Below are 25,436 nucleotides of genomic sequence, written 5' to 3'. Positions count from 1 at the left end.
GCGAGGAAAACCTTCCACGAAATCCAGATAGTGGCGAAAGTGAGCGCTGTTTCCTGTGACCACCACGTTGTCGGGTGAATATTGCATCTCCCGGGATTCCAGTTGGCAAGGCCGATAAGGAGCAATGCCCACACCAAGCTGAAAAGACTGAAAGGCCCAATCGATGTGTTTGGAACCAGTTCCTTTTTCTCAGTCCAAGTCCCCACTGGCAAAACCCGCCCGATGCCGGCCGGGTGAATGTATGAAAAAGAACATACAGATATGCCGTTATCATTAAAAAAAAGCATGTCGCGGCGTTTAGATCATCTATCGGCGACGCCTAATCTTATCTTTATGCAACCAAAGGTAGGCTTTCAGGTATTTAATTGTGGCCGTGAACTGGCAATGAAACCGCCTTGCGACCGTACCCCGCACCTTGACACCCACGCCGCCGCCGAACCCCTGCCTATCAATCGATGCACGGGGCCGAAATGTTGGTCTGCTAAGATCGTAGCGGCGGTAGTCGCCGGCGCCCTGGAAATCTTGTGCCGGCGGATGCCCACGGTGGTCCACCGGCCAGGTCTCTGCGGCCTTCAAAACATGTTGAGCTTCATGGCCACGGCGACGGCGTGCGCCTTATTGATCGCATGGAGTTTGTCGCGCGCCGAAGCGATATGCTTGCTGATCGTGGATGTCGAGACACCCAGGATGTCCGCGATGTCGGCCTCGGTCTTTCCCTCGCCGGTCCAGATCAGACACTCACGCTCGCGCGGTGTGAGCGGCGTGGGCGGGCTGTCAGCCGAGGCATGCAGCTGCAGAAACCGTCCGACGGCGCAGGTGGCAGCAAACGACAATTTCCCCGCGTCGTCCGGATCGAGCGTCGTCCGGTCGCCGCCGAAGGACACGGCCGCGATTCGCTCGTCGAGCGTGATCACCGGCACCACATAGCCACCAGTCAGGCCGAACTCTGCGGCCTCCCCGCCGACCAGTCTGCGATCGGCTTGGATTGGGCATGACGCGTAACTGTCGGCCCAGCTGAAGGGTTGGGGATCGGCTTGCAGTCGGTGGAACACCGGGTCCTTGAACAGGTAGCCGCGTTCGTTGTAGCGGACCGCCCAGTCTGCCGGCATGTGCTGGACCAGCACGAGCGGCGTGATCTGGTTCTTCGGCGTCCGGGCACGTGGTACGAGGCCGCCGAACACAGACGAGAAGCCGAACGCCGCGGCGAGCCGGACGAGCTGAATCCCGATGTCGCCCGGGGTTCGGGCGGCGGAAACTGCGTTCACGAAGGCGAACGATCGGGCAACATTCAAACAATCGTCCTTTGGGGCAGGGGCGAGCAGGGGAGAGGTGCCCAAGTCAAATAGACAGCAAAGACAAGCAATCTCAGTATCAACATTCCAGGCTCCCCGAGCGCTAGCAGCATCTGAAGGATTACGAAAAAGAGATCGTGGGCAACGGACGCACGAAGGATCCCGAGCCGGGCTCCGCCAGGACGCGAGTTCCGTCGAAGGCGTGACAGCCTCTCGCGTAAGTTCCGGCGACGCGATAGGGCAGGAGCGTGCCGTCGAATGGCGACCAACCGGCAACGCTGTGTCCTGTTTTCGCCGCCTCGACGATGGTTGGTTCGGGGGTGAGAACGGTGATGTCGGCGTCCTTCCCCATCGCGAGCGCGCCCTTGACATGATCGAGGTGGAAATGCCGCGCCGGATTCTCGGCCATGAGGCGTGCTGCCCAGGTCAACGGAATGCCACGCTCCAGCGCACCCTTGACGAACAGCGGCACCATCGTTTCAAGCCCCGGCAGGCCGGACGCGTTGGCGAGCATGTCCGGGTCGCTCTTGCGGTCGAGGGACCAACTTACATGGTCGGTCGACAGGAGCGTGACGTTGCCCGCCGCGAGCTGCCGCCACAGCGACTCCACCTCGGCCCGAGGACGCAAGGGCGGGTTGCACTTCGATCGTCCGCCGAGGCGGCGGGCGTCGTTTTCCTCGTCCAGCATCAGGTAGTGGATGAGGCATTCGACGGTGGCGGCGTGCCCCTGCGCACGGTAGCTCGCAGCGATCTCATAGCCGCGCGCGAGCGAACAGTGGACGACATGCGCCGGGCAACCGGTCGCTACCCCTATCTCATAGATCTGGAGCATCGCGAGAAGCTCGGTCAAGGGCGGGCGTGATAGGCCATGGGCGCGGTAGTCCGCAATGCCGCTCGCCCGGACCTTTTCCATGGCGATTCGGACATATTCGTCGTCCTCGTTGTGCACCCCTGCCGCCAAGCCGGTCCGCGCGACCGCCGTGAAGCACTCGGCTAGCAGCGGGGCCGGTATCCGGGGGAAGCGCTTGGGATCCGTGCCGAAGGTCGAGAACTTGAAAGCGGCGACGCCGGCCTCGGCCTGCTCTGCAATCCGCGCCGCGCCCTCCAGCGGATCGATCGTGCCATAGAGCGCGAAGTCCACCCGCGCCTGGCCGGAGGCGTGCGCGGCCTTGCGGCGGACGGCCTCGGCCGAGCAAACGAGGCTTCCCTCGTCATAGGGCATGTCGACGATCGTCGTGATGCCGCCCGCCGCTGCGGCGCGGGTCGACCAGATGAAGTCCTCCTGGTTCTTCTGGCTTAGGGAGTGGACCTGCGCGTCGATCGCGCCGGGTAGAATTAGGGCTTCGCCGAGAGCGTGCCGGGACCGCGCTGCTGGCGCAACGCCCTGGCCCAGACCGGCCACGACGCCGTCCCGCACGGCAACGAAGCCGCCCGGGACGATTCGATCCGGGAGAATGAGCGTACCGCTCAGCACGAGATCGAAGTCGGACATGGTTCACTCCGATGATTGAAGAACTCACGCGACCGAGGACCAAGAGGATCGCGCGAGCCGGTTCGGCGGGCGCTGGTCGGTTATCCTCGTGAGCCGTGGATCACAAAAGGGTAGGGATGATGCCCAGTGAGACCGCGGCCGTGAGCTGCCCGCTTGATACAAGCCGTCCTGCGGCTTGGAGCTCGCGCGACATCGCGCGGTCGCGATCCAGAAATGCGACCTTGGTGCGGATCAACGATACCGCTCTCGACAGGTCCGGGCTCGTGGCCAAAGGCGCGCGGAAGTCGATCCCTTGCGCCGCCGCCACGGCTTCGATCCCGATGATGGCGAAGAGGTTCTCCGTCATCGGCAGCAGGCGTCTTGCGCCATGGCAGGCCATCGAAACATGGTCTTCCTGGTTGGCGCAGGTCGGGGTCGAGTCGACCGAGGCTGGATGCGACATCTGCTTGTTCTCGGACATCAAGGCCGCGGAGCAGACTTCCGCGACGATGAGGCCCGAGTTCAGTCCCGGCGCCTTGGCGAGGAAGGCCGGCAGTCCGTATGACATCGTGGGATCGACCATGAGCGCGATCCGCCGTTGCGCGATCGATCCGATCTCGCACACCGCAAGGGCGATCTGATCCGCCGCGAAGGCCACCGGTTCACCATGGAAGTTGCCGCCGGAAACGACGGAGTTGTCGGGCAGGATGAGCGGGTTGTCGGTGACGGCGTTCGCCTCGATCTCCAGCGTCCGGGCAGCCGATGCGAGGAGGTCGAGGCAAGCACCGGCAACCTGCGGCTGGCAACGGATGCAGTACGGGTCCTGCACACGCGGATCATTCTTTAAATGGCTCTGCCGGATAGCGGAGCCTTCGAGCAGCGCGAGCAGCGCCGCGCCAGCACTGGCCTGGCCCTTGTGGCCGCGCAATGCGTGAATACCGGGATCGAACGGAGCGGTCGAGCCCATCACCGCGTCGGTCGACATCGCGCCGGTGATCAGGGACGCTTGCGCTGCCCGGTGAGCGTGGAAAAGCCCGACGAGAGCCAGGGCGGTCGAAACCTGGGTTCCATTTATGAGCGCTAGACCTTCCTTCGCGGCGAACACGATCGGCGCAAGGCCGACCCGTTTCAGGGCGGTTCGGCCATCCATCTGCTCTCCCGCGACCGAGGCCTCGCCTTCTCCCATCATCACCGCTGCCATGTGGGCGAGTGGCGCCAGGTCTCCAGACGCGCCGACAGAGCCCTTTTCCGGGATCGTTGGAATGACGCCACGCTCCAGCATCGCCTCGATCAGCCTGACGACCTCGAGCCGCACGCCTGAGGCCCCGCGACCGAGAGAGATCAGCTTCAGCGCCATGATCAGGCGAACGATCGGCTCGGAGAACGCGGTGCCGATGCCGCAGCAGTGGGAGACGATCAGGTTGCGCTGCAATGCCTCAACGTCGCCGCTATCGATCTTGATCGACGCCAGCTTCCCGAAGCCGGTATTCACGCCATAAACCGGCACCGCGCCGGCCGCGATCTCGGCAACCCGTGCGGCGGACCGCGCCATGCCCGCATCGAAGGACCCGTCCAGCCTCGCCGGCTCGCCGGTCCAGTAGATCGTTTCGATAACCGATAGCGGAACGGCTCCCGGATAAAGCATTATAGTCATTGTCCTGTCCGTCGCTTTGCGGTGCGAGTGCGAAACACGTGGATCCGGGGGCTGCAGCCGATTGGTTTCGTCAACGCCCCGAGACCAGTTGCTCGGGTATACCGAGGCCGGAGCACCGCGCCTTCTTGCGCGCGGTCTCGTATCCGGCGCTGGCGTGCCGGAGAATCCCGATCCCCGTGTCGTTGTCCATCACACGGGACAGTCGATCCGCAGCATCCGCCGTCCCCGTGGCGATCGTGGTCACGCCCGCCGACTGCCCCCAATTGCCCAGGGCGTGGACGGCGACCAGATCCGCGCCCGACGCGCAATTGAGAAGTGCGTTGAGGATGGGCCAATCGGAGATGGCGTCGGACCCATCCGCCATGTTCTCCGTCTCTCGGTGCGGCAGACTCGCCGATCCGGAGTCGAGGTGGTCGCGGGTGAAGGCGATCGGTCCCTTCAGTTCGCCGCGCGCCACCATCTTGTTGACGGCGAGAGCGAGTTGTCGCCGCTCACCATAGCCGAGCCACCCGATTCGGGCCGGGAGGCCGGTGAACCGAACATGGTCTCGCGCCGTGCGGATCCAGCTCGCGATGCGGTGATCGGGCGGGAATGTCGACAGGATCAGGTCGTCTATTGCGTGAATGTCGTTGGCATCGCCAGAAGGCGCGATCCAACGAAAGGGCCCGATGCCTTCGCAGAACAGCGGGCGGATGAAGAGCTCGATGAACGACCGGAACCCGAACGCCTCCTTCAGGCCTCCGTCACGTGCATATTTCCGCAGGTTGTTCCCGTATTCAAAGACCAGTGCGCCACGATGCTGCAGCGTCAGCATGGAGGAGACATGCTGCGCCAGCGTCTCGAGGGCGCGGGCCTTAAGGGTCTCGAGGTCGCCGCGACGCAGGTCCGCGGCTTGCGAGACGCTCAGGCCCTGTGGCACGTAGCCGTTCACCGGATCGGCGATGGTCTGATCCGTCACGATGTCCGGGGTGATGCCGCGTTCGATGAGCGCGGCAAGAACAGTCGCGATGTTGGCCACCAGCCCGACCGACACACCCACCTTGTCGGCGCGCGCCTCGTCGCACCAGCGCAGGGCCTCGTCCAGATCATGCGTCAGGCGCTGGCAGTAGCCTGTGTCGACGCGACGCTTGATGCGCCGCTCGTCGACTTCGACCACGAGCGTAGCCGCGCCGGCCAACTGACCGGCAAGTGGCTGGGCGCCACTCATGCCGCCGCAGCCCGCCGTCACGATCAGTCGGCCGGCGAGCGAACCGCCAAAATGCATCCGTCCCGCGGTCATGAACGTTTCGTAGGTGCCCTGCAGAATGCCTTGGCTGCCGATGTATTGCCAAGCCGCCGCTGTCATGCCGGGCATGATGGTCAGGCCCTTGCGTTCCAGGGCGCGGAAATCGTCGTCTCCGGCCCATCCGCCCACGACGTTGCCGTTGGCCATTAATACAAGCGGCGTGCTCCCCTGCGAGGGGAACAGGCCGACGGGCCTGCCGGATTGCATAACGAGGGTCTGGTGCTCCTCGAGCGATTGCAGGGCTCTGACGGCTTGATCATAACCGTTCCAGTCACGCGCGGCCTTGGCCCAGGACATGTAGACGACGAGGTCGGCCGGGTTCTCCGCATTTTCTAAATTATTTTCGAGCAGGCGCAGGATCGTTTCCTGACGCCATCCCTTGCAGCGAAGATCGCTTCCACGGGCCGCAACTATCTGACGATCCATCACAGGTCCACTCCTTTGCCGCGCATCGCGGCGGGCCTCTCGGGGTTAGCCGAAGCGGATCGCGACGCATGGTCGCCGAAGGCGTTATCGCAATCGATCTGCAGTAGCGCTTGGAGCAGCACGGCCGCGCCATCGGCGCACTGGTCCTTTTCCGTCCATTCGTCCGGGGAATGACTGCGACCCATCCGGCTCGGCACGAAGATCATGGCGCTGGGGGCGATGCGGGCGACGAACGCCGCGTCGTGACCTGCGCCGCTCGCCATCGCCACCGACGAGAGCCCAAGCACGTTGGCAGCCTTAGAAAGATGCCTTTGCAGGGGCGGCGACAGGCGCACCGGCTCCGATCGCGATATTTGACCGTAGACCTCGCGCCCAACGTTGGCGGCGGCCGCCGCTTCAAGAGTGGCGGCGTCGAGCTCGTCGCGGAAGGCGTCCATATGCTGCCTCGCCTCCGCTCGCGCCTCGACGATGAGCCGAACCCGTCCGGGCACGACGTTAGCGGCGTTCGGTTCGACATCGAAGCATCCCGTCGTCGCGATAAAGTAGCCGTCTTCGGCGGACGCGAAGCGCTGTCCGATTCGCCGCACCTCCATGACGGTCCGTGCGGCTGCGACCAGAGCATCGCCGCGAAGGTCGAACGGAGTTGTCCCAGCATGGTCGGCCGTGCCAAGGAAGACGATCTCGAGGCGCAAAATGCCGACAATCCCGGTCACCACGCCGATGTCTGTTGATGAGGTCTCCAGGATGCGTCCCTGCTCGATGTGCAACTCCAAGAAAGCCGCAATGTCCTCGCGCGGGGGCGCCTCGTGCGGCGAGCCGTCGGCGCCCATGCGCCGCATCGCCGCTTGCAGGGACTCGCCACCCCGGTTCGCGAAGGCCATCATCCCTGACTCGAGGCACCCGGACATGGCGCGGCTACCGATGCACGAGAGGCCGTAGTCGCTCGGCTCCTCGCTTAGAAAGTCGATGATCTCGATTCCATGCCGAAGGCGAATGCCGCGGTCGCGCAGCGTGCGAACGGCCTCGAGGCCGGCGAGTATGCCCAGGCAACCGTCGAAGCGACCTCCGCTGGGCACGGTATCCGAGTGCGAGCCTATGGCCAGGACCGGCAGCCCGTGCTCGTTGCCCTCCAACCGTCCGATCATGTTGGCGGCGGCATCGAGGTGGACCTCCAGGCCCGCTTCCGCGAACCGCCCAGCGAGCCAGCGGCGCCCGTCGAGAAACCGATCAGTGAAACATCGCCGCGTGTAGGGCCGGCCGGGATCCGTGATTGCCCCGAGCCCCATCACGTCTCGCCATAGACGATCCGCATTGACGTGCCTGTTTCCGCGGCCGCTGTTGGATCGTCTCGACGTGTCTTCCGGCTGATCGGTCAATGTCGGGGAGCCGGTACGATCGGCTCGAAGCCGGGCAGTGCCTCGAAGTGAGCCATCCAATTGTTGATGGCAGGCCTGCCCGCAAGCGCGTAGCCGCCCTCTGGGCTGAGCCGAATGTATGGATACACCGAGAAATCGGCAACGCTCGGGAGATCGCCGTTTAGCCAAGGTGCCCCTTCCAATGCGTGCTCGATGACATCGAGCCCTGCTTCGCCCAGGGACCGGTAGTGCGCAATCACATCGGCGAAGGCCTCGCTCTGCCCCGTGTTCGCGTAAAAGCGTGGGAAAGCGAGGAAGCGCATCAGGTCGGCTTGCTCGTAGAACAGCCAGGCCACCACCTTCGCGCGTTCGACCGCATCCGCCGGCAAGAGCGATGTCCCTTCCGTGAGATACAGCAGGATGGCATTCGACTCCGCGAGATTTCGGCCATCCTCCAACTCGAGGACTGGCACGCGCTTGAAGCGGTTCCGGCCAGTGAATGAGTCGGCTTTGTGCGCGCCTTCGGCGAGATTGAGGGTGACCCTCTCAAACGGGATGCCGAGGTGCCGTAGGCACAACCGGATCTTCCAGGAGTTGCCGGAGAGTTTACTGTCATGAAGTCTGATCATGGCTTCAACGCTGTTGCGGCCGGCAGGTAGGAACGGATGTCGAGGCCTAGAGCTTCCTCCACCTCGACAAAGAGCGCGGGGTCGAGCGCTCCTTTCCCGAGTGGGAACCCGGTGTGGTGAGCGGCCACGATCGACACCACCGAGCCAGGGTGGAGTTGGGCGATCGCGATCGGATCGCCCGAGGTGGGGTCGAGGGATCCGATCATGTCCGGGAACGTCGCGACCCGCTTGTCGTCCTGATCCGCCGTCATGAACTCGTTGAAGACGCCGATCGTCAGCTGCGACGTCTCGTCTGAGACGACGAGTCGACCGACGTCGAAGCCGTCACGGTACCCAACCGAGTTCTCGGTGACTGTCCCGGTGATGAGGGTTTCGCCACCCATGAACTTGGCAGCAGCGGCGACGCGGGCGTAACCCGGCTCCTTCGCCAGCATCGCCCGGCCGAGGTCCATCTGATATGAGATCGCCCCCACAGCACCGTTCTTTGCCACGAACCCGACCGAGTACGGGCCACGCGCCGAGGCAACCAGACCGCCGCCCACGATCGCGGCGTGACGCATCACCTGGGAGGTGCGGATGAGGTTGCCCTCCGCTACGATCGCAAGCCGAGTGCCAGATTCGGCGTAGCCGCACTTAGCGGCCTGCACGATGGAGACCTCTGGTCGGGAGGCGAGGCCCATCCCACCCATCTTGACGGTCGGATGTCCTCGGCCGTTTGCTGCGGCATCCACCAACGGGATGCCGAGGGCGGCGGCGACAAGCCAAGCATTGAAGCCGGGTACGTGCCCGCAGATGATCCCGCACGGCTTTGCGCCCATTCTCGCGATCACAGCCTGTGCGGCGTCGACATGGTCCCGCAGGACGAGTTCCGGCTGAGCATGGCCGGGTGCCCCGACTGAAGTGGAAGCGAGAATGATGCCGTCCTGGGGCAGCTCGTCGAGTGACACGAAAGCGACTGGGCCGAGCCCCAAGGCTACGTCGGCGGCCAGGTCGTGTCGCTCGAGCGACCGCTCGACCCCGCTCCCACCCGCCGACAGGAGCAGCCCGCCGATCATCGCGGGCTTCACGTCGACTCGCGTCAAATTGCGCCTCATGTCAGGCCCTCGATAGTTGGCAGTTCGATTTTCGACTGGACGCGCCGTCGGCCGTCGCTCGGCTTGGCCTCCGAAGCTCCAAGGGACAATGAAAGCGAGTGCACTGCTTGTAGTAGCGCAATTTTGGCGCGATCGATCAAGGCGTCATCCATCCGATAGCTCGGGCCCGTGACGCTCAAGGCCCCCACGATGAGGTCGTCCGCTCCGAAGATGGGCGCAGCAAGAGCAGTGACGTCCGGCTCGAGGGTGACCCGTGCAAGGCTCACCCCATTTCGCCCGAAGCGGCCGCTAATCGCGGCGCCGATGGCCGTCCCCTCGATCGGCACGGACCGACCGATCCAGGCGGCGTGTCTGATGGAATGCTTGCTGAGCGACTGCCTGATGTAGAGGACCTGGTCGTCCGCAGTCGGGATACCAAGGTTGGCGGTTTCGCCTGTCTGATCCGCGAGTTGCTCGAGGTAAGGTGCAGACATGTCGTAAAGGTCGAGGCCATGGAGGGCCAGGACGCCGACCTTGAGTAATCGACCACCGGGCACGTAGCGCCCGTCCGAGAGCCGGCGGACGAAGTCGCTCGACTCCAGCGTGCCGAGCAGACGAGAAACGGTGCTCAACGGGAGGCTGACCGCACGCGCCGCCTCGCTCAACGTCATAGTTCTTTGATCCCCACTGAAGCAGCCCAGCAACTCGAACGCCCTCTCCACGGCACGAACCGTCGTGCGGTCCTGCGCCTTCGGTTCCATTTCGTCACTGGAAGCGTCTACTTCCGACATCAAAAATCCCCGCGCCTGCGACTCCCGCGACGGCCTTTTCGGCTCCGCGTGATCAATCCTCGTCGGACCGACGTAGGAGGCTCGCGGTCCAGCCCGACGACCGTGCGGCCGTCCAAATCTCAATGACCCAAGCTACCCCAGGGCAATGCCAAGCTCGACTGCCATCCTGCGGGACTATATTCCGCCGCTGTGACGCTGTCTGTCAAGCAGATGCTACTAAGACTGCAATGCGCCAGAAGGGACGAGAATTTTTCAGGCAGAGACGTGTATGCGGCCTGATTTGAAGCTGAGATATGACCGCAGCAATGCGGTTGACTTGCTACCACCAATTGGTGTTGATTACCACCAGACGGAAGTTTTTGCGTAGTCGGGTGAGGTGTCGCGCATCGGCGGAGCGATCGGGGATAAATCCGGCGCCGCTGCGTGTGGCACCGAGGCTGAACCGATGGACCGTAGTCAGCCGTCCCGAGGCAATCATGATGGGAGTTGTCGATGCTTGATGATTTAAAGTTGGGATGGCTGAACCGTCGATCGGTGATGAAGTCAGCCGTCGCGGCCATTGGGGGCCTCGCCGCGCCCGCAATAATATCGGCGAAGGCGCGGGCCTCGTCGGGCGAGGTTAACTTCATGGGCTGGTCAGGTTATAAGTATGATGACCTGTTCGCGGCATTCACCAAGCAGACCGGCATCAAGGTCAACCTGCTCGACCAGCCCGACCAGGACACGATGTATGCGCGGTGCAAGGTCGCGTTGCAGACCGGCGGCATCGACTTCGCCGAACCGTCCATCGATCATTTGCCGGCCTGGGTGTCGAACGGCCTCGTGCAGCCCTGGGACATGACGAAGGTTAAGCTCGACAACTACGATCCCGCGTTCGTGTCCGGCGCAGTCGGCGACGCAGCCACGATCGGCGGCAAGCGCTACTATCTCCCGAGCGTCTGGGGCACAGAGGCCCTCATCCATTCGACCGTCGACGCTCCCATGGAGTACCCCGAAACGACGCTCGCCTCGCTGTTCGACCCCAAGTTCAAGGGCAAGGTCACGGTCCTCGCCCATTTGGCATTGATGTCGATGGGGCGCGTTCTCGAGCAGCAAGGTAAGCTCCCGAAGCCGTTCCTGGATAGTTTCAAGGACGAGGCCACGATGCGGCAGGCATGGGATCTGGTGCTGGCCGCGGCCGTCGCGGCCAAGCCTAATATCGTTCAGTTCTGGACCGGCGAGAACGATGCGCAGTCCGCTTTTCGCGATAACGGGTGCACCCTGGGCCTGTGCTGGGACTCGACGGGCTACAATCTCGGCAAGGAGGGTCTTCCCTTCGCCTATGTCGCGCCCAGGGAGGGGGCATTCGGCTGGATGCAGGGCTACTTCCTCATGAAGAACGCGACCAACGTCGAGCAGGCGACGGCGTTCGCCAACTTCGTTTCGACGGCCCAGGGCTCAGCCCTGAACGCGACGGCGTTCTCGGCCAATCCGACCGGCAAAGGCGCGGCGGACCTGCTCGATCCGAAGGTCGCCGCCTTCTACAAGGCGGCCTATCCCGGCGATGCGCTGAACAAGATCTGGTGGCTGCCCGCGCAGGACTCCTGGTTCCTGAAGCTGCGCGGCGAGTACGTCGACAAGTACAAGGCCGCCTGAGGAGGTCCGGCGGTCACGGCCTGTGAAGGCAGTGACGGAGCTGAACCGCTGCCGGACCTGCGGCTGAACCCGGCATAAGCTGCGGCCATCCTCAGCGGCGGAGGATCGGCAACCCGATCCGTTAGGATGCGCGATGAGCGAAGATGTCCAACTCAGCAGCGTGACTGTCGAATTCGGCGCCTTCAAAGCGGTCGACAACGTCGACGTCACCATCCGGGCAGGGGAGTTCTTCTCCTTCCTCGGGCCGTCCGGGTGCGGCAAGACCACCATCTTGCGTATAATTTCAGGCTTCATCGACCCAACGGCTGGAGAGATAAGGATCGGAGGCAAGAGCATGCTCGGCATCGGGCCGAACAGGCGGCCGACTGCGCTCATCTTTCAGAACCTTGCCTTGTTCCCGTTGATGTCGGTCGCGGAGAACATCGCCTTCGGACTGGAGGTCCGAGGTGTTCCCAAGGGGGAACGTCGAGAGCGAGCCGAGTCCCTTCTCCGAACCGTCGACCTCAGCGGGTCAGGCGATAAGCGCGTCGGCCAGTTGTCGGGCGGTCAGAAACAGCGCGTTGCGATCGCTCGCGCCCTGGCCGTGGAGCCCAAGGTCATGCTGCTCGACGAGCCCTTGTCGGCGCTCGACCTCAAGCTCAGGCAACACATGCGTAGCGAACTTCGCGCGATCCAGAAGAAAACCAACTTGACCTTCATCTACATCACACACGATCAGGGTGAGGCGCTGGCGATGTCGGACCGAGTTGCCGTCATGTCAGCTGGTGTGCTGCAACAGGTGGGTACGCCGGCGGAGATCTACAATCAGCCGGCAAATGGCTTCGTAGCCTCCTTCGTCGGCGAGAACAACCACATCGACGGCCAACTCGTCGATGTCCAGAACGGCTACGGGCGCATTTCCACGTCAGCAGGTGCGTTCCTGGCCAGGGTCGGATCCGACGTTTCTGTCGGATCGGCCGTCAGGCTGTACGTGCGCCCCGAGAATGTTCGGCTCTGTCCCGACGCCGAAGGCGACAACGCTGTAGAGGTCCGGATCAGCGACGTGGCGTTCGAGGGAAGCTTTATCAACGTTCACGTCCGGGACGCGCAGGATCGCCTCCACATGATCCAGATGCGGAACGACCGGGGCTTGCCAATCCCCAACATTGGCCAGCAGCTCTCCATGACCTTCGCGTGCGACAGCGCGGTCGTGCTGTCCCACGCTTAATCCAAGCTCTCAAGTTAGGAAGCGCTGAAGCCGTGCTCATCTCGCGTTATGGCAGGGGTCTGACAGGGCTGATCGTCGCGATGACGGCCTTTTGGCTGGTCTTACTGGTGATCGTGCCGAACCTCATTCTTCTTAATTTCTCATTCCGGCCGTATCTGCCTATCAGCCAGATGGGGGGCAGCAATGACGTCTACACCCTCGCCAACTACGCCACGTTCTTCCATAGCTTCATTCACATCGAGATCTTCGGCTTGACGGTGCTCTACAGCAGCGTCGTCACGTTCATATGCCTCGTGCTCTCCTACCCCCTCGCGTTTTTCCTGGCCAAGGTCACGCCGCCTCGGAACGCCGCGACATGGTTCCTGGTGCTGCTCCTTCCGCTCTGGGTGAGCGAGGTGATGAGGTCTTTCGCTTGGTCGATCATCCTGGCCAACCATGGGCCGCTGAATGCCGCCCTGCAGGGCTTGGGATTGATCCACGAGCCGATCCGATGGCGCACCGGGTTCAACGGGATCATCGTCGGTCTGGTCTACACGAACGTGCTCTTTATGGTTTTTCCTTTATATAATGCGATGCAGTCACTCGACAGCAACCAGATCGAGGCCGCCCAGGATCTTGGTGCCTCGCTGTGGCGCATTCACTGGCGCATCGTCGCCCCTCACGCCAAACCCGGCATCGGCTCCGGATGCATCATGGTGTTCATGCTCTCGGCTGGTTCGATCCTGGTGCCGAGTATCCTGGGTTCAGCCTCGTCGCGCTGGTTCACCGAGATCATCCAGCAATGGATGTTCGAGTCCCTCGACTGGAACACCGGCGCGGCATACGCCTTCCTGCTGCTCATCCTCTGCATCACCTTCGTCAGCATGATGACCCGGATCCTCAATGTGAAGCTCGTCGATGTCGCGAGGTAGGGTTTTGAAACGCTTCAGCGTCGGCCGCTTGCTGATCACCGCCTACGTCGTGGCTTTCATCGTCTACATGATCGCCCCGCTGATGGTCATGGGCGGAGCAGCCATCAACGACTCGCGTTTTCCATCGATCTATCCATGGATGGGGCTCACGCTTCGTTGGTTTGTGGAGCTCTTTCACGATGGGCAGATGTGGCTGGCCGTCATCCGCAGCCTGCTCGTCGCCCTGGCTGTCGTTGCGATCTCGGTGCCGGTCGGAACGGCCGCCGCTTTGGTGATCAATAGCGCTCAAGCCCGATTCCGTGCGGTCCTCTATGGCATCATGGTGGCGCCGATCCTGACGCCGGGGGCCGTGATCGGCATTGCAACTATCCTGTTCTGGAACCGTCTCCACGTTTCCGCTGGACTGCATCTCTCGGTCCTTGGCCAAGCGTCGTTCATCAGTGCCTACGCGATGTTGCTCGTGCTGGCGCGCATGCAGAGCCTCGATCCGGCGCTCGAGGAGGCCGCGCTCGACCTTGGGGCCTCGCATGGTCAAGTGATGCGGCGCATCATCATCCCGCACCTCAAACCCGCTTTCGCGGCCGCCGCGGTGATCGCCTTCTTCCAGTCGGTCGAGAACTTCAACGTCACGCTCTTCACCGCTGGGAACACGCAGACGCTGACCGTCTACGTCTTCTCCCAGGTCCGGGCCGGCATAACGCCGAAGATCAATGCTCTGGCCCTGCTGATGATCGCCATGAGCCTGATGGGTGCCGCCGCCTACGGCAACGGCCGACGGCGTGCCGCCCAGCGACTCCGCGCCGAACAGGAGACAGCGACCGAGGATGAGGTCGTCGGCGCGCGTTCGGTCGCCCCCATGGCAGGGCAGCAGCTGGCGTAAGGACCGGCTCGGGCTTCATAACCGAAGCCGCCTCGATAGGCCGGCGAGTCGCAGAGCTCGACCGGATTACTGTCGAGTTTGCGACAAGACGGCGCCGACGAAGCGGTCCACCGACCCGAGTTGCAGGCCCGCAAGATTGATGCGGCCGTCGCCCACGACGTAGACGGCATGGTCTTCCCGCAGCCGAACGGCGTCGTCCGCGGTGGTGCCGAGGAGGGAAAACATGCCTTTGTGCCGAGCAAGGAAGCCGTACCGATCACCGCCGGTCCGCTTGCGGAAAGCGTCTGCCAGCGTGAGGCGTGCCTTCTGGATCTTGTCGCGCATCGTTGCGAGTTCAACCCTCCAAGCAATCGAGAGCGGCTCGTCTTCAAGGATGATGCGAACGACCGAGGCGCCATGGTCCGGTGGCATGGAGTAGGCGAGCCGGGCAAGAACCGCGAGCTGGGATTTGGCGGCCGCCGCCTTGCTCGCGGTCTCGCCGAGGACGAAGGCCCCCCCGGTGCGTTCGCGATAGATGCCGAAGTTCTTCGAGCAGGAGTAGGCAATGACCATCTCGGGGACATGCCGGGCGATGAGACGGGTCGCGGCGGCATCTTGCTCGAGACCTTCGCCGAAACCCTGGTAGGCAAGGTCGACAAAGGGGAACAGCCCGCGCTGGACAATGACGTCGACGATGGCGCGCCATTGTTCAGGCGTTGGGTCGGCGCCGGACGGATTGTGGCAGCAGCCGTGAAGGAGGACCACGTCCCCGGGCTGGACGCGGAGCAACGTGTCGAGCATGGCCTCGACGTCGACCGCATGGGTGACGCCGTTCAAGTACGGGTAGACACGGACATCGAGTCCGGCGTCGGCGAAGACGGCGTGGTGGTGGGTCCACGTCGGGTCCGGCACCCAAATGCGTCCGCCGGGCCGCGCCTGCGCGAGCAATCCGGCTAGGAGCCGAAGCGCGCCCGCGCCGCCGGGCGTCTGCAGCCCGCTCATCCGCTCCAGCTTCTCATGGTCGCCGAAGACGAGCGATGTGAGGGCCTGGGTGAAACGCTCATCTCCCACTGGCGAGACATAGGTCTTGGTGTCCTGCTGCGCGAGCAGGCGCTGCTCCGCCTCCCGGACGCAGGCGAGGATCGGCGTGTGACCGGAGAGGTCTCGGTAGACGCCGATCCCGAGGTCGATCTTTTCCGGACGCGGATCGTCTCGGAACAGACCCATCAGGGACAGGATCTTGTCTGGGCTAGCCATTTCGAGATGGTTGAACATTCGACTGTCCTTTAGGTCCGGTCCCGATCGCGCGACGACGGCGGATCGAGCGGCACGAAGATCTTGCCGGGATTGAGGATGCCGCCCGGGTCGAAGAGGGTACGTACGCCGCGCATCAGCGCCATCTCGACGGGAGACTTCATGCGCAGTAGCGCCTCGCGTTTGGACTGACCAATCCCGTGCTCGGCGCTGACGGTGCCCCCGAGTGCCAGGGCCACATCCTCGGTCATGCGATAGAGCGCCGGCATGGCGGCGCGGAACGCGTCCCAGTCATCTGGTTCCCGGGACAGAACGTTGAAGTGAATGTTACCGTCACCAACATGTCCGAAGACGACCGACACGCCACCTGGCGCAAGGCCGCTCGCCCCGTCTTCGACGGCGGCGATGAAGTTCGGAACGGCCGATACGGGCACGGCCGTATCCGTCGTTACGACAGGATAGCGAGCCCTGTGCAGAGCCGCGGGGATGCCTTCTCTGATCTTCCACATCGCGTCACGCTGAGCGCCGGACGCGGCGATCGCGCCGTCACTGACGACACCACGCTCCAGTGCAGCCTCGAGGAGGGCCTCGAATGCGGCGTCGAGGTCGAAGAAGCGGCTGCTGCTGTCGCACTCGATGAGCACGATATAGTCGGCCTCGGTCGCGAGCGGCCACTGGCCTGCCTCGGTGTGCTCAAAATGCAGAGCTACTGCAGATTTCGACATCATCTCGAATGCGCTCACCTGGTCGCCGATGATCTCTCCCGCGAGGGTCAGGAGCGAGAGTGCGTGCGCAGGCGAGGCGATGCCGAGTAGGGCAGTCGAACGTGCAACGGGTGCAAGCCGGAGCTTCAGTGCAGCGGCAGTGATGACTCCGAGCGTCCCTTCCGACCCGATCAGCAGACCCTTAAGATCGTATCCGGCGTTGCTCTTACGCAGCCCTGTGAGGTCGCCGATGACGCTCCCGTCCGCGAGCACGGCCTCCAACCCGAGCACCTGATCGCGGGCCGTTCCATAGCGCAACACGTTGTTGCCGCCGGCATTGGTCGCCAGATTGCCGCCGATCTGGCTCGACCCCGACCCGCCGTGATCGAGGCCGATCGACCTGCCAGCTTTCGCTGCGGCCTCCCTGGCGGTTGCGAGCGTGCAGCCGGACTCGACGATCATCGTATTGCCGACCGTATCCAGCTCTCGAATGCGCTGCATGCGTTCGAGCGATAGGACCACCGCGGCGGCCTCTGTGCCGACGACTGCACCCCCCGCCAGTCCGGTCCCCCCGCCGCGGGGTATGATTGGGACGCTCCAGTCGCGACAGGACCGCAGTACGAGGGCGACCTCCTGGACGCTCGCAGGTCGCGCGATCGCCAGTATGTTGCGAGTAGAAGTCCCTGGCTGGCTTCCACCGTATCCGGCGAGGTCGTGCTCATCAGTTAGCAGGCCATTCGGACCTAGAACGGCCCGCAGGTCGTCCACGAGACTGGAGCTAGAACCCCTTGCGCCATGATCAAGATCCATTCGCGTCATCCAGTGAGAGGTTTGTTTCTGAAAGGTTGACGCTTACGCGGCCACTGTCACACGGCCCTCCGGAGTGACGGAGATGCGGCCCTGTCGAAGGCTATTGGCCCAGGCGACGGTCCGTTCGAAGCCGCCGAGAGGGAACATGTGCACGTTGCGAAACATCGACGAAGCATCAGCCGCCTTGGCGGCTGCGAGTTCACCCAGCATGGCATCCGGCGCGTGGATCTGAGCGAACTGGAGCAGGTTGCCGGAGCGCTGCGCCAGGACCTTCACCGAGGCGCCGACACCGCATGCCAGCGCGTGCTTCATCAAGCTTGTCATGCCGGTGACCCCGTGCAGCCCCGGGTCAATCGGAAGCTTGTTGCCAAGGACCCTGATCCGCTCCTCCCAGGCGATGACGGGCGCAGCGTCAAAGAAAAACTGGGTGACCAACGCGACCGGCATGCCGGTCCGGGCCGCGAACTCGTTCTTCGCATCCAGAGCGCGATGCAGCTCTGCTTCGTTTGCCTGCGGATGTCCCTCCGGATGACCTGCAACGTTCAAGGCTCGGAGGCCGGAGGACTCGATGACCCCACATTTCAAGATATCGATGGTGCTCGCGAACGGGCCCTCTGGCCGGTCGTTCGAGCCAGCGACGAGCAGGATCTCTTCCACACCAGCTTCGACGACCATCCGATCGAGGCGTCTCGCCAGCGTCGTTGCATCCGCCGTCGTCCTCGCGGTGAAGTGCGGTACCGGGTTCAGCCCGCAGGCGCGGAGCCTCATCGCAGCCGCAAGAGTTTCTTCAAAGCTGCCCTTTGGGAGCCGGGTGATGAAGGTTCGCGTGCGAGGCGGAAGCTCCCCGAGCCCCGCAGCTCCGCGCAGGGCCTCCTTGGGCGTGACCTCGATCGACAGATCGGCGGCCAAGGCGGCCAACGATGTCCTCAAGGCAGAGACAGCATCGGGCCGCTCTCCAGTTTGCGCCTTTGTCGGCAGCTTAGCTGTGCCGCGCATGTCGAGATCCTTTGGCAATCATGTTCCGCGCTGTTGATTGGTCGCCGGTAGCTAAATACCCACCACTCCCAACGACCGTTCCGAACCGGCAGTAGGCGATCGCAACTGCATCGACCCGCACCGGCAGGTCCGCAGTCAGTCACCGGGTCTCGCGAGCGTGACTCTGGAAGAGAGGCCTGCATGCCCAGACGTATCAGCATGCCCGCATCCCCTCTGCAAGATGGAAGTAACTACCACCCGACGGAAGACACGTCAAACGGACATAGTCGCTTCATAAATTTTTGCCGTTGACTTTACTTCCATCAGGCGGGAGGATACTCCGCACCAAGAGCGAGAACACGTGCTGGCATTTGGCTTGCCAGGTCGGCGCCTCTTCCTGGCTACTCACGAAGAAAGAGACAAATGGCCGATCCGAGCCGCGCGCTCCCAAGCTTCTCGGTCGGGGTCCGCCGATCGCCGTTTTTCGAGGCGACGCTACGGCACGGCGCAACGAATTTCGCTGTGTACAACCACATGTACTTCCCCGGGACGTTTAGGAGTGCGGAGGAGGGCTATTGGAGCCTCGTCAACGATGCGATCCTGAGCGATGTATCAGTCGAGCGACAAGTCGAAATCTCCGGACCTGATGCTTCTCGTTTTGTGCAGCTTCTCACGCCAAGGACGCTTTCCGGCTGCGCCGTCGGTCAATGCAAATACACTGTGCTGACTACGACCGAGGGCGGCATCATCAACGATCCGGTGCTACTTCGCCTCGAGTCGGATCGATACTGGCTTTCGACCGCCGATAGCGACGTTCTGCTCTGGGTTAAGGGCGTGCAGACATTCGCGGGGATGAACGTGAGCGTACGGGAGCCCGACGTCTCACCGGTGCAACTTCAAGGGCCCAAGTCGCTTCAGATCATGCAGTCGCTGTTCGGCGACGCGGTCGACGACCTACGTTACTATTGGCTCAGGCCGCTCGATTTGAACGGCATCCCTCTCATCGTTTCTCGAACCGGGTACAGCGGTGAGTTGGGCTATGAGATCTTCCTGTGCGACTCGTCAAGAGGAGACGAGTTGTGGGAGTCGATCATGGAGGCTGGTCGGCCGTTCGGACTGCGGCCCGATACCACCTCGGGGATTCGGCGCATAGAGGCCGGCATACTTGCGTACCAGCAAGACATGACGATCGAGAACAACCCCTTCGAAATCGGATTGGATCGCCTCGTCGCTGTCGACGGCGACTTCGATTTCATAGGCAAGGAGGCCTTGAGGAAGATCAAGGCGGAGGGCGTCAAGAGGGTATCGTGTGGACTCGAGATTCTAGGCGGGCCTCTCTCCGCGCGCAACGATCGCAGATGGTCGCTCTCCGTGGATGGTCGCGATGTGGGACAAGCGACATCTTGCATCCATTCCCCTCGGCTAAACAAGAATATCGCCCTTGCGATGATTGCGCCCGAATATACAGCTTTGGGAACTAAGTTAAGCGTGGCGTCCCCAGCCGGGTCGTTGGACGCAGTCGTCATACGCAAGCCGTTCTATGATCCGGACAAGAAGATCGCCAGGGGACTTTAGTAGAGCGGCATCGACAAAAGAAACTTCGGTCTTCAGAGGGTACTCCTACCGCGTGCGCGGACGATCCGAAATGAACGACCTCGCTCGCTAATACGATTTGAGACGCGAGGCTACTTAGTCAAAAAACTGCCTTAAGCCTCCAATCTTGTCAGAAATGTGAGTGGGCTGGGCTTCTCGGTAACCACTAGCTGATTGTTCCAGCCTTTTTCGTATGCCGCGATCCGTCTCGCTACCTTGGGACAATGTGAGCTCAACGTCATGAACCTAGTTGCCGCACCCACCTTCCAAGCGGATCCCGCATCCATGTCGCCGGCGGGCGTGGCAACACGAGCGCATCTACTCACCCTGACTTGCGAGGACAGGCCCGGCATCGTCGCGCGGGTGTCGGCCATTATCGCGAAACTTGGCGGCAACATAAGTGAAAGCGCGCAATTCTGGGAGCGATCGGACAATGGCTTCTACATGCGGATCGCATTCTCGACCTCGTCGGCCGTCGTGCCTGACGTGATGCGGCGCGCCCTGCAGCCGACTGTCGAACAGTTTGGTCTAAAAGCCAGGCTGACGGACGCAGAACGATCGCCGCGCATCATCGTCTTGGTCTCGAAGTTCGACCACTGCTTGCAGCACATCCTCTACCAAGTCCGCGTCGGTTGGTTGAAGGCGACGGTCGCGGCAATCGTGTCTAACCACAGGGATAGCGAGCGCACCGCCGAACTTGCCGGCATCCCGTTCCATTGGTTGCCGGTCACCAAGGACAGTAAGGCGGAGCAAGAAAGCCGTGTCCTTGCCCTGATCGATGAGACGAATGCCGAACTGGTGGTCCTCGCCCGCTACATGCAGGTGCTGTCTGACGGCTTCACGTCGACCCTCGCTGGACATGTAATCAACATCCACCACTCGTTCTTGCCGAGTTTCAAGGGCGCTAAGCCCTATCATCAGGCGCACGAACGCGGCGTAAAGCTCATTGGTGCCACTGCCCATTACGTCACCCCGGAGCTCGACGAAGGTCCGATCATCGAGCAGGAGACCGAGCGCGTAACACATGCGCTTTCGCCCGAGGACTACGTGGCAGTGGGAAGGAACATCGAAGCGCGCGTGCTGGCGCGTGCCGTGAAGCTGCATGTGGAACAACGCGTGCTACTGAACGGCACCAAAACGGTGGTGTTCTGAGCATGTCCGGGGCTCGCTTGATCGACGGGAAGGCTATTGCAGCCGACGTCATTGCGCGCGTCACAATAGATGCGGCGGCCTTGCTAGAGAGCACGGGCACCATACCTGGCTTGGCCGTGATCATCGTGGGGACGGATCCGGCGAGCCAGGTTTACGTCGCCTCGAAAGCCCGCATAGCAGAAGCTTGCGGGTTCAGATCCTTGCAGCATACCCTGCCGGAAAGCACATCGCAGAGCGCCCTCTCACGGCTGGTACAAGCACTGAATGCCGATCCGACCATCCACGGTATTCTAATTCAGTTGCCGCTACCGAGACATCTAAACACCCTGCAAATCATCGGTCTCATGTTGCCTGAGAAGGATGTTGACGGCCTGAATGAAATCAACGCTGGCCGTGTCGCACTGGGTGACGTAGAGCGGGCATTCGTCCCTTGCACGCCAGCGGGATCGATGGTGCTGATCCGCAGTGTTATGTCTGACCTCCGTGGCTTGAAGGCTGTGGTGATGGGGCGATCAAATCTTGTCGGAAAGCCGATCTCAAGCCTGCTCCTGGCCACGGATTGCACCGTGACCGTCGCGCATTCCCAGACCGTGGACCTCGCTGAGGTATGTCGCCAAGCTGACGTCCTCGTCGCTGCGGTAGGGCGGCCCGAGATCGTCAAGGGCGACTGGATCAAGCCGGGCGCCATCGTCATCGATGTCGGCATTAGTCGGATCCCGGCAGAAGGGATCAACACCCGGCTGGTCGGCGATGTCGCCTACGCGGAAGCCGCCATGCGTGCCTCGGCGATCACGCCGGTGCCCGGCGGCGTCGGTCCCATGACGATTGCGATGCTGATGAACAACACGCTTCTGTCCGCCCAACGCGCATCGGCGGTCTTGAATAAATGAGCAATCTGGTCCGGCAGCTCCCGGTCACGCCTTCAAAGGTTCGCGTCATGAACATAATGTCCGCACTCAAGTTCGGAGCAACAGTTATTATAACGGTCGGTGTTGTGCTGCCCGCTTCAGCTGAGACGATCGGAAACTGCGAACTCTACGGCGCAGCGGCTGTGTCGACGATCACGCCGGCTAAGTCGGGTCAACTCACGGTCGAGGTTAACCTGCCGGCGCCGGGCTGGTGGAATGGCGATACCCCAGGGTCGATCAAGGACGGCTATGAATATTGCTTGGCCGCGAACGTCGCTCACCGCCTCGGGCTGGGAGCCGTCCAGGTGGTCAACGTCGATTTCGACGCACTGGTCGCTGGCCAGACGAGAGCTTTCGACCTCGCCCTCTCCGAGATTTCGATCACCGACGAGCGCAAGAAGGTCGTGGATTTTTCGGTTCCGTATTTCTCGTCCGATATAGGCATCCTCGCAAAGGCGGGCACAAAGGTCACGGCTGAGGGCGTGAAAAGCCTGAGAATAGGCGTGACGCAAGGGACGACAGGCGCCGACTTCGTCGCAGACAAGATCAAGCCGACGACGACCGCCAAGGTCTTTCCCGACGCGCCCTCGATGATAACCGCCCTGCAGGCGGGTCAGATTGACCTGGCGATGACTGATACGGCCATCGTTCTCGGGCAGGCGTCTGCATCGAGCGGCCTCTTCGCTGTGGTTGGGCAATATACGACGGGCGAACAATATGGAGCGGTCTATCCAAAGAATTCGCCGAATCGGGCTGTCATCGACAAGATATTGCAGTCTCTGATCGACGATGGTTCGACCAAGAAGCTGGCCTCGAAATACCTTGCAGCGTCCTGGGGCCTGGACCCGGCCACGATCCCATACTTCAAGCCTTGATCGTGTCGAATTCGCATCTCCAGCACCAGTCAGGGATCGCCCACGAGGCAATCGGGGTCGTGTCGCGCACGCCCCGTCGCTGGGCGGCCGTCACACCGAAGTCGGGCTTCGGTGGCGCTTTGACGGCGCTCGCTGTGGCCGGCTTTACGGTTGCGGCTACGTTCTCGACGCTTTTCACAGTGCGAACGTCTCTCGCCTCGATCGGGACAGGAGGTTGGGTTTTCGATGTCATTCTAGCGGTGCTCGGACTAGCTAGCGTTATCCTCATGCGACCCGCAATGGCCGGGCTGCGAGCCGCGAAACGCTCCGCCGATATCGCCACGACTGACATTTCAGAGGCCCGGGTGCATTCGTCCCAAGCTCGCACCGCGGCCGCCTACGCATTTGGTTTCTCTGTGGCGGTCCTGATCGTTAACCTTGGCGCATTGTTCATCATCACTAACAACATTGCGGTCGGGAAGACGTTCTTCTTCTGGCCCGTCATTCGATCCAGCTTCTCACTTATCCTCGGTGCTTTTTGGATCAACGTGAAGATCTTCGTCGTCGCTGAAATACTTGTGCTCATCTGGGGCCTTATCATTGCAATCGCGCGGCTGACACCGAGCGCGCCGGGATTACCGGTCCGCATGCTTGCCATCGCGTATTGCGACGTGTTCCGTGGTTTGCCTGCCATCATTTCAATCTACCTTATCGGCTTCGGACTTCCGCTGACAGGCCTCCCAATCGTTCGAGATCTGGAGCCAACTACGCTCGCAATTATGGCACTCACGTTGACATATGGAGCTTACGTCGCGGAGGTTTATCGCTCGGGTATTGACAGTGTGCAGTTGAATCAGACCGCTGCGGCCCGCTCGCTCGGCCTCTCGCATTCACAGACCCTCAGATTTGTTGTCGTGCCGCAGGCGGTCAGGCGGATCTTTCCTCCACTGCTCAACGATTTCATCAGCCTGCAAAAAGACACGGCGCTCGTAAACGTGATCGGTGCTGTGGATGCCTTCAACCAAGCCAAGATCGTGGCGGCCAACCATTTCAATCTTTCTGCTGTCACGACGGTTGCGATCTTATTCGTCGCAATCACGATCCCGCAAGCGCGCTTTGTGGATCGCTTGATTGAGCGTGATCAGGTACGAACCCGAGCGGGAGGTAAATGATGTCTCTCCTGGAAGTACGAAACGTCACTAAGAGCTATGGACAACTGGAGATTCTGAGAGGACTCAGCCTTAATGTGGAAGAGCATCAGGTTGTCTGCCTGATCGGCGGCTCCGGCTGCGGGAAATCCACGCTGCTGCGCTGCATAAACGGACTCGAGACGATAAACCGTGGTGAAATCCGACTTCACGACGACCGGGTGAGCGGGCCCGGAGTCGACGTCAACGCACTGCGCCGCGATGTCGGGATCGTCTTCCAGAGCTTCAACCTTTTCCCGCATATGACCGTGCTCGAGAACGTGACGCTGGCACCGATCCAAGTCCTCAAGCTCGGACGCGAGGAGGCAGAGATACGGGCGATGACGCTGCTTAAGCGCATCGGGTTGGACCACAAAGCCAAGGATTACCCCGAAAGGTTGTCGGGCGGCCAGCAACAGCGCGTCGCCATTGTGCGGGCGCTTGCCATGGACCCGATCCTCCTACTGCTCGATGAGATCACCTCGGCGCTCGATCCGGAACTCGTATCGGAGGTGCTGAACATCGTGCGCGATCTCGTGACTGAGGGAATGACAATGATCCTGGCCACGCACGAGATGGGCTTCGCCCGCGAAGTGTCCAGCAAGGTGTGCTTTCTTTGTGACGGTGTGGTGTACGAGCAAGGGCCACCAGAGACAATCTTCTCTGAGCCCAAAGAGGAACGCACCCGAGCCTTTCTCAATCGGATAATTGAGGCTGGCCGGCTTTGAAGCACTAGCCCAGAAAATCCAGCCCCGGCGAACACTCGACTTGTGGAGTTCATCAGAACAATCCTGCGCTAAAGCGTTGGACTATGACCATAATTTCTAGCAGGGAAGACTGTGGGCAGATCTGTTAAAAAAGGTTGCGAGCGAGTAGCAGTGCATTTCGTTGACATCGACTCCAGAGATTCGGCACGTATTCGTAACGCGTGGAACGATCATGCCGGGAGCGAACCGATCTCACGATAGATCCAATTCACCGGGTGCGCTCTTGGATGAGTCGCAATGGGTCGAGATGGTGGCTCGTGCGCGGCATCGATCCGGCCAGGAAAATGCAAATTCTGTCATCTGAAACTTCGACTTGCACAAGCCAATCATGTCGAAGAAGACAGAGTTCTGAATGGATATACACGCAGCGGAGCGCGCTCATGTTGTCTCGCTTACCAGGCGATTGAGAGAATGCTCCCTTGAAAGGTTGAAGGGAACAAGTCTGTTCGCCGGAGTCGATGGTGTGGCGACGGACAGTGCCTCCTGCTCGGTTCTGCATCCATGACAGAGTCTACGCACGTGGCTATGAGGGACGGCGGCACGTCCTGCCTGAACAAGCACTAAGCGGAGGATGCATGCCATGCCGGCAGTCTCGCGGGTCTTTCTGATCACGGCGATTAAACGGTTTGCTCCAGGGCAGATGA

Annotated in this window: 21 protein-coding genes; 10 read left to right on the top strand and 11 right to left on the bottom strand. The window is 62.0% G+C overall.

The genetic code is table 11. The annotated features are described in order from the left end of the window. Nucleotides 1-572: 572 nt before the first annotated feature. From EY713_RS21925 to EY713_RS21890, 8 genes are all read right to left on the bottom strand, one after another. Nucleotides 573-1,265, bottom strand: coding sequence for a helix-turn-helix transcriptional regulator (locus tag EY713_RS21925; protein WP_165491249.1), 693 nt, complete (start codon nt 1,263-1,265; stop codon nt 573-575). A 148-nt stretch (nt 1,266-1,413) separates the two neighbouring features. Further along, nucleotides 1,414-2,784 carry a dihydroorotase gene (locus tag EY713_RS21920; RefSeq protein WP_131120174.1) on the bottom strand — a complete coding sequence of 457 codons (1,371 nt, stop codon included), beginning with the start codon at nt 2,782-2,784 and terminating at the stop codon, nt 1,414-1,416. 100 nt (nt 2,785-2,884) lie between these two features. Next, complete coding sequence (hutH, locus tag EY713_RS21915) at nt 2,885-4,417, bottom strand: histidine ammonia-lyase (RefSeq protein WP_131120172.1); 1,533 nt, start codon at nt 4,415-4,417, stop codon at nt 2,885-2,887. A 70-nt stretch (nt 4,418-4,487) separates the two neighbouring features. Then, nucleotides 4,488-6,128: an S-methyl thiourocanate hydratase gene (locus EY713_RS21910; protein ID WP_131120170.1), complete on the bottom strand. Its 1,641-nt coding sequence runs from the start codon at nt 6,126-6,128 to the stop codon at nt 4,488-4,490. After that, the gene (locus tag EY713_RS21905; protein ID WP_131120168.1) at nt 6,128-7,414 is read right to left on the bottom strand and encodes a Zn-dependent hydrolase; all 1,287 of its coding nucleotides are present in this window, start codon (nt 7,412-7,414) and stop codon (nt 6,128-6,130) included. Before EY713_RS21905 ends, EY713_RS21910 begins: the two co-directional genes overlap by 1 nt. An 86-nt stretch (nt 7,415-7,500) precedes the next feature. Next, complete coding sequence (locus tag EY713_RS21900; RefSeq protein WP_131120166.1) at nt 7,501-8,112, bottom strand: glutathione S-transferase family protein; 612 nt, start codon at nt 8,110-8,112, stop codon at nt 7,501-7,503. Beyond that, complete coding sequence (locus EY713_RS21895) at nt 8,109-9,206, bottom strand: S-methyl thiohydantoin desulfurase (RefSeq protein WP_131120164.1); 1,098 nt, start codon at nt 9,204-9,206, stop codon at nt 8,109-8,111. The genes EY713_RS21900 and EY713_RS21895 overlap by 4 nt, the downstream gene beginning before the upstream one ends. Continuing rightward, on the bottom strand, nt 9,203-9,856 hold the full coding sequence (locus EY713_RS21890) for an IclR family transcriptional regulator (protein ID WP_245573063.1): 654 nt from the start codon (nt 9,854-9,856) through the stop codon (nt 9,203-9,205). The genes EY713_RS21895 and EY713_RS21890 overlap by 4 nt, the downstream gene beginning before the upstream one ends. Before the next feature lie 657 nt (nt 9,857-10,513). Between EY713_RS21890 and EY713_RS21885 the strand changes: the two genes are divergently transcribed. From EY713_RS21885 to EY713_RS21870, 4 genes are all read left to right on the top strand, one after another. After that, nucleotides 10,514-11,611: an extracellular solute-binding protein gene (locus tag EY713_RS21885; protein WP_165491248.1), complete on the top strand. Its 1,098-nt coding sequence runs from the start codon at nt 10,514-10,516 to the stop codon at nt 11,609-11,611. A 133-nt stretch (nt 11,612-11,744) separates the two neighbouring features. Continuing rightward, nucleotides 11,745-12,818 carry an ABC transporter ATP-binding protein gene (locus EY713_RS21880; protein ID WP_131120158.1) on the top strand — a complete coding sequence of 358 codons (1,074 nt, stop codon included), beginning with the start codon at nt 11,745-11,747 and terminating at the stop codon, nt 12,816-12,818. Nucleotides 12,819-12,850: 32 nt separating this feature from the next. Further along, nucleotides 12,851-13,729 carry an ABC transporter permease gene (locus EY713_RS21875; RefSeq protein WP_245504446.1) on the top strand — a complete coding sequence of 293 codons (879 nt, stop codon included), beginning with the start codon at nt 12,851-12,853 and terminating at the stop codon, nt 13,727-13,729. A gap of 4 nt (nt 13,730-13,733) precedes the next feature. After that, complete coding sequence (locus EY713_RS21870) at nt 13,734-14,609, top strand: ABC transporter permease (RefSeq protein WP_245504447.1); 876 nt, start codon at nt 13,734-13,736, stop codon at nt 14,607-14,609. 66 nt (nt 14,610-14,675) lie between these two features. On the opposite strand, the gene EY713_RS21865 is transcribed toward EY713_RS21870, so the two are convergent. Genes EY713_RS21865 through EY713_RS21855 form a run of 3 tightly spaced genes read right to left on the bottom strand, consistent with a single transcriptional unit; the run spans nt 14,676 to nt 18,352 of the window. Continuing rightward, nucleotides 14,676-15,863, bottom strand: coding sequence for an amino acid aminotransferase (locus EY713_RS21865; RefSeq protein ID WP_131120155.1), 1,188 nt, complete (start codon nt 15,861-15,863; stop codon nt 14,676-14,678). A gap of 11 nt (nt 15,864-15,874) precedes the next feature. Next, a complete protein-coding gene (locus tag EY713_RS21860; RefSeq protein ID WP_165491247.1) occupies nt 15,875-17,356 on the bottom strand; it encodes an FAD-binding oxidoreductase in 1,482 nt (493 codons plus the stop codon). 42 nt (nt 17,357-17,398) lie between these two features. After that, nucleotides 17,399-18,352: a methylenetetrahydrofolate reductase gene (locus EY713_RS21855; protein WP_131120151.1), complete on the bottom strand. Its 954-nt coding sequence runs from the start codon at nt 18,350-18,352 to the stop codon at nt 17,399-17,401. 402 nt (nt 18,353-18,754) lie between these two features. Between EY713_RS21855 and EY713_RS21850 the strand changes: the two genes are divergently transcribed. From EY713_RS21850 to EY713_RS21825, 6 genes are all read left to right on the top strand, one after another. Then, nucleotides 18,755-19,906 carry a glycine cleavage T C-terminal barrel domain-containing protein gene (locus EY713_RS21850; RefSeq protein WP_131120149.1) on the top strand — a complete coding sequence of 384 codons (1,152 nt, stop codon included), beginning with the start codon at nt 18,755-18,757 and terminating at the stop codon, nt 19,904-19,906. A gap of 258 nt (nt 19,907-20,164) precedes the next feature. Continuing rightward, the gene (gene purU, locus EY713_RS21845) at nt 20,165-21,076 is read left to right on the top strand and encodes a formyltetrahydrofolate deformylase (protein ID WP_425374378.1); all 912 of its coding nucleotides are present in this window, start codon (nt 20,165-20,167) and stop codon (nt 21,074-21,076) included. A gap of 2 nt (nt 21,077-21,078) precedes the next feature. Then, nucleotides 21,079-21,966 carry a bifunctional methylenetetrahydrofolate dehydrogenase/methenyltetrahydrofolate cyclohydrolase FolD gene (gene folD, locus EY713_RS21840; RefSeq protein WP_131120147.1) on the top strand — a complete coding sequence of 296 codons (888 nt, stop codon included), beginning with the start codon at nt 21,079-21,081 and terminating at the stop codon, nt 21,964-21,966. Nucleotides 21,967-22,013: 47 nt separating this feature from the next. Further along, a complete protein-coding gene (locus EY713_RS21835; RefSeq protein WP_207388373.1) occupies nt 22,014-22,859 on the top strand; it encodes an ABC transporter substrate-binding protein in 846 nt (281 codons plus the stop codon). A 59-nt stretch (nt 22,860-22,918) separates the two neighbouring features. Continuing rightward, nucleotides 22,919-24,010 carry an amino acid ABC transporter permease gene (locus EY713_RS21830; RefSeq protein WP_245504448.1) on the top strand — a complete coding sequence of 364 codons (1,092 nt, stop codon included), beginning with the start codon at nt 22,919-22,921 and terminating at the stop codon, nt 24,008-24,010. Further along, nucleotides 24,010-24,753, top strand: a complete 744-nt coding sequence (locus EY713_RS21825) for an amino acid ABC transporter ATP-binding protein (protein ID WP_131120305.1) — start codon at nt 24,010-24,012, stop codon at nt 24,751-24,753. Before EY713_RS21830 ends, EY713_RS21825 begins: the two co-directional genes overlap by 1 nt. Nucleotides 24,754-25,436 lie beyond the last annotated feature (683 nt).

Source organism: Lichenihabitans psoromatis, assembly GCF_004323635.1.
GTDB lineage: Bacteria > Pseudomonadota > Alphaproteobacteria > Rhizobiales > Beijerinckiaceae > Lichenihabitans > Lichenihabitans psoromatis.
The sequence above is the reverse complement of the archived record's forward strand: the minus strand, read 5'-3'. Positions and strand labels throughout refer to the sequence as shown.